The following is a 4071-nucleotide window of genomic DNA, read 5'->3' on the forward strand; positions in this document are numbered from 1 at the left end:
CAAGATCCAGGAAATGCTGGCACCATCTTGCATTTCATGTAAGTAGACAATTCGAGCTGCAGCTTTTGTCGCGAGTGTGGAAAGTTCTGTAATTTCGCGACGGGGAAGCACGCAGAGGGCAAGAACGCCCTGCGGAGTAACAGTTGAAGTCATTTCAGCCATTACTGCGTCTGTTACTTCAACGACATCAATCTCATTGAGATCAAAGTCAGATAATTTTAAGAGACCAGAATTTGTGACATAGAGATGTTTGATAAATGGCGCGCTCTTAGAAGTCAGCGCTTCACTTGCTGCCTGCAATCCCTCTGCAACAAAGAAGCCTGCGCTCCGTCTCTCTTTAACGCCTCGAGAACCAATAAGAGCCTTCACTCGCGCAACGTGTGGCGAGTGAAGGCTCTCTATCATTGGCTTTAAATAGCTGACTGAGGATTACTTCTGAGCTGCAGCAACGTGTGTGCGAGCAACTTCAACAAGTACCTTGAATGCAGCTGGATCGTTTGTTGCGATATCTGAAAGTACGCGACGATCAACTTCAAGACCTGCAAGCTTGAGGCCCTGGATCAAACGATTGTAGGTAAGTCCGTTCTCACGTGCTGCTGCATTAATACGCTGGATCCAGAGCTGACGGAAGTCGCCCTTCTTATCTTTGCGGTCATTAAATGCATAGACCATTGAGTGCGTTACTTGCTCCTTCGCCTTTGTGAAAAGACGTGAACGCTGGCCACGATATCCGGCTGCGCGCTCGAGGGTTGTGCGACGCTTCTTAGCTGCGTGTACTCCGCGCTTTACTCTCATCGGTTATCCCCCTTACTTCAAACCAAGCATGCGCTTGGCTGTCATTGTGACGGTTGGCTTTGCAGATTGTTCTTGGCTCATACGACGAGTAACACGTGATGACTTGTGCTCCAAAAGGTGGCGCTTGCCTGCACGCTCATGCATGATCTTTCCTGAACCTGTAACGCGAAAAGTCTTCTTCGCGCCACTGTGGGTCTTCATCTTTGGCATTTCTATCTCCTCTTACCTTGTTACTGCGTCGTTAGCGAAAAATTATTCTGCAGCGATTTCAGCGGCCTTAGCTTTAGCAGCTCGTGCCGCCTTCTGCTCTGCCACTGCTTCGGTCTTCTTCTTTGTTGGACCGAGCACCATTGTCATATTTCGTCCCTCTTGCTTTGGGGCGAACTCGACGAAGGCAATCTCTTTTACATCTTCTGCAAGACGTTGCAAGAGCTTGAAACCGAGCTCTGGACGTGTTTGCTCACGTCCACGGAACTTCATGGTGATCTTCACTTTGTCGCCACCCTTGAGGAATTTCTCAACCGCTGAGCGCTTTGTCTCGTAGTCGTGATTTTCAATCTTCGGAGTAAGGCGTACTTCCTTTACAACAATATGGGTCTGGTTCTGACGAGCTTCGCGTGCCTTCTGTGCAACTTCGTACTTGTACTTTCCGAAATCCATAATTTTGCATACGGGTGGATTGGCCTCAGCTGCGATCTCTACGAGATCGAGTCCGATTTCATCCGCCATCGCCATAGCAGCTTCGATATCTACGACTCCTACTTGCTCGCCTGTGTAATTAATCAGACGAACCTGAGGTGTGCGGATTCGATCATTGATGCGTGGGTCAGTGGAGATTTGATATTCCTTTGCTCGGTTTATTTCGTGTAACCATGGCGCCTGAAAGTTGAATGCGCACCGAACAAGAAAACCCTGAAAGGGTTTTTCCTGACATACCAATCCGAGCTATTTTCACCCTTCAGATAGCCGAGGCCATTGAAGCGAGCGCTTGCGGAGGTGGGAGTGCGAACTCCTCTTTCAGTAGCCGCTGGCTACTGGTCTGGAGAGAGTCTAAAGGATGAGCGCTCGGATGAGAAATTGAGGCTTTCTACCGCATATCGACGAGGGCATTGGGGGCCATTTTCGGGCAAGTATCGCCCGGCGCGATCACGCCTTCAAAATGCCACCACTCGTTGGCGTAAACACGGCAAAGACCGAAACGTGACCCATTGGTCTCGAGCCAGGCAGCGCCGAGGCGATCACCTGGATAGTTCACATCAATGGCTAAGCCGTGTGGATGGTGGGAAAACTGCGGAGGTAAAACCCACTTGGCCGCTTCGGTCTCACTTCCGTACTTCTTTATCGCATTGGTAAAGAGAAAAGCTTGTCGTTCTGTGTTTCGAAATCCTGAAGTGATGTAGAGGTGTACTCCTTCACGATCGGCAGCTGTTGCAGCAGCTTCGAAACGAGCCTGCAGAATTGGATGAATTCTATTGACGATGCCACCAGCGGTTGCGCTCTCGACTATTGGAGAGCTACCAAGTGAAATGAGTGGCGCCGCACAGTGAACTTCTTTAGTCACTCGAATCGTCGCAGAAGACTTGTCAAAGCACGACAGAGTGGGCGGTAAATTAGGGTCAAGGGATATTGACCCTGTTGAGAGAGCGGTGATTGCCCCGACTACAAGCGATGTAAATATCGCTGCAACTGGTAAGTGTTCTCTAGCCACCCATTGCATGATATCCACCATCAACGTGGATGATCTCTGCAGTGGTCTTTGGGAACCAATCACTTAACAAGGCAACTGTTGCCTGTGCTGCAGGAACAGGATCGGTGACATCCCATGCCATCGGACTGCGCTCATCCCAAAGCTCCTTAAAGCGAGCAAATCCTGGGATTGACTTTGCAGCCACCGTGCTGATGGGGCCTGCTGCTACGAGATTGACACGAATATTCTCTTTACCGAGATATTTTGCAAGGTAGCGGCTTGTGGATTCGAGGGCCGCCTTTGCAATTCCCATCCAGTCATAGAGCGGCCATGCAACCTGTGCATCAAAATCAAGGCCAACAACTGAACCACCATTTGTCATCAATGGACGACATGCGAGTGTGAGCGACTTGAGTGAATAGGCAGAGATCTGCACTGCAGTTGATACATCAGGCCATTGCGTATTGAGGAAGTTTCCGCCCAGTGCTGACTCCGGTGCAAAACCAATGGAGTGCACAACGCCATCAAGGTGAGGAAGATGCTTGCGCACCTCATCGGCAAGGGCATCAAGGTGATCTTGATTGGTGACATCGAGTTCGATGATCGGTGGCATCTGTGGAAGTCGGCCGGCAATTCGTGTGGTCAAACTAAGACCTCGGCCGAAACCTGTGAGGACGACATTGGCACCTTCTTCTTGAGCAAGACGAGCAATATGGAACGCGATGGATCCATCTGTGAGAACTCCTGTGACCAAGATGTTCTTGCCTTGAAGGATTCCCATATTAATGACCCATTCCTAATCCGCCATCAACTGGAATCAATGCACCAGTGATGTAGCTTGCCTGTGGAGATGCGATAAAGGTTACGACATCAGCGATTTCATCGGCGGTACAAAAACGCCCAAGCGGCACTTGACCGGCGATATCAGATCGTCTCTTCTCATCTAATGCTGCTGTCATATCTGTTTCAACGAAGCCAGGAGCGATGACATTTGCTGTGATTCCGCGACTACCAAGTTCGCGGGCAAATGATCGAGCCATTCCAACAAGACCTGACTTCGAAGCCGAATAGTTCACCTGACCGGCAGCTCCAACTCCCCCAACAACGGAGCCAATAAAGATAAGACGGCCGCGCTTGAGCTTCAGTAAGCCTTTTGTGGCACGCTTTGAAACACGGAATGCACCGGTGAGATTGGCATTAATGACACTTTCAAAATCTTCATCGCTCATGCGCATCACGAGCGTATCTTTAGTAATTCCAGCATTGGCAACGATGATCTCTGGCTGCCCAATTTCTGTCTCAATCTTGGTAAATCCAGCATCAACGGATTCAGTTGATGTGACATCCATCTGAACTGCATCAAATCCCTCTGGTGGAGTTCCGCTGCGATAGGTAACCACAACGCGATGGCCGGCGGCCTTCAGGCTCTGGGCGATAGCTAGGCCGATACCGCGATTGCCACCTGTGACGAGTGCAATAGAAGATGGATGTCACATCAACCGAATCCGTTGATGCTGGATTTACCAAGATTGAGAGAGAAATTGGGCAGCCAGAGATCATCGTTGCCAATGCTGGAATTACTAAAGATA

Annotated in this window: 7 protein-coding genes; all 7 read right to left on the reverse strand. The window is 49.9% G+C overall.

Features of this window, described 5'->3' with window-relative positions; genetic code table 11:
* The coding region (locus tag ACKOVI_RS00755; RefSeq protein WP_509601858.1) for an RNA methyltransferase substrate-binding domain-containing protein at window positions 1-369 on the reverse strand (369 nt) is incomplete at its 3' end.
* A gap of 60 nt (window positions 370-429) precedes the next feature.
* Window positions 430-795: a 50S ribosomal protein L20 gene (rplT, locus tag ACKOVI_RS00760; RefSeq protein WP_509601860.1), complete on the reverse strand. Its 366-nt coding sequence runs from the start codon at window positions 793-795 to the stop codon at window positions 430-432.
* 12 nt (window positions 796-807) lie between these two features.
* Entirely contained in the window at window positions 808-1005 is a 198-nt protein-coding gene (rpmI, locus tag ACKOVI_RS00765; protein ID WP_509601862.1) for a 50S ribosomal protein L35, read from the reverse strand.
* 42 nt (window positions 1006-1047) lie between these two features.
* Window positions 1048-1632 carry a translation initiation factor IF-3 gene (gene infC, locus ACKOVI_RS00770; protein WP_509601869.1) on the reverse strand — a complete coding sequence of 195 codons (585 nt, stop codon included), beginning with the start codon at window positions 1630-1632 and terminating at the stop codon, window positions 1048-1050.
* Between the two features lie 250 nt (window positions 1633-1882).
* Window positions 1883-2503, reverse strand: coding sequence for a D-alanyl-D-alanine carboxypeptidase family protein (locus ACKOVI_RS00775; protein WP_509601864.1), 621 nt, complete (start codon window positions 2501-2503; stop codon window positions 1883-1885).
* Entirely contained in the window at window positions 2496-3263 is a 768-nt protein-coding gene (gene fabI / locus ACKOVI_RS00780) for an enoyl-ACP reductase FabI (protein ID WP_509601867.1), read from the reverse strand. Before fabI ends, ACKOVI_RS00775 begins: the two co-directional genes overlap by 8 nt.
* A gap of 1 nt (window position 3264) precedes the next feature.
* Window positions 3265-3960 (reverse strand): 3-oxoacyl-ACP reductase FabG, encoded by a 696-nt coding sequence (gene fabG / locus ACKOVI_RS00785; protein ID WP_509601871.1) that lies wholly within the window; start codon window positions 3958-3960, stop codon window positions 3265-3267.
* Window positions 3961-4071 lie beyond the last annotated feature (111 nt).

It is taken from the genome of Candidatus Planktophila sp., from assembly GCF_046070465.1.
In the GTDB taxonomy this organism is placed as follows: Bacteria; Actinomycetota; Actinomycetes; order Nanopelagicales; family Nanopelagicaceae; genus Planktophila.

Bases quoted from the DNA above. Each gene is read 5' to 3' on its own strand.
- rplT (WP_509601860.1), bottom strand. From the start codon at position 795: ATGAGAGTAAAGCGCGGAGTACACGCAGCTAAGAAGCGTCGCACAACC.
- fabI (WP_509601867.1), bottom strand. From the start codon at position 3,263: ATGGGAATCCTTCAAGGCAAGAACATCTTGGTCACAGGAGTTCTCACA.
- rpmI (WP_509601862.1), bottom strand. From the start codon at position 1,005: ATGCCAAAGATGAAGACCCACAGTGGCGCGAAGAAGACTTTTCGCGTT.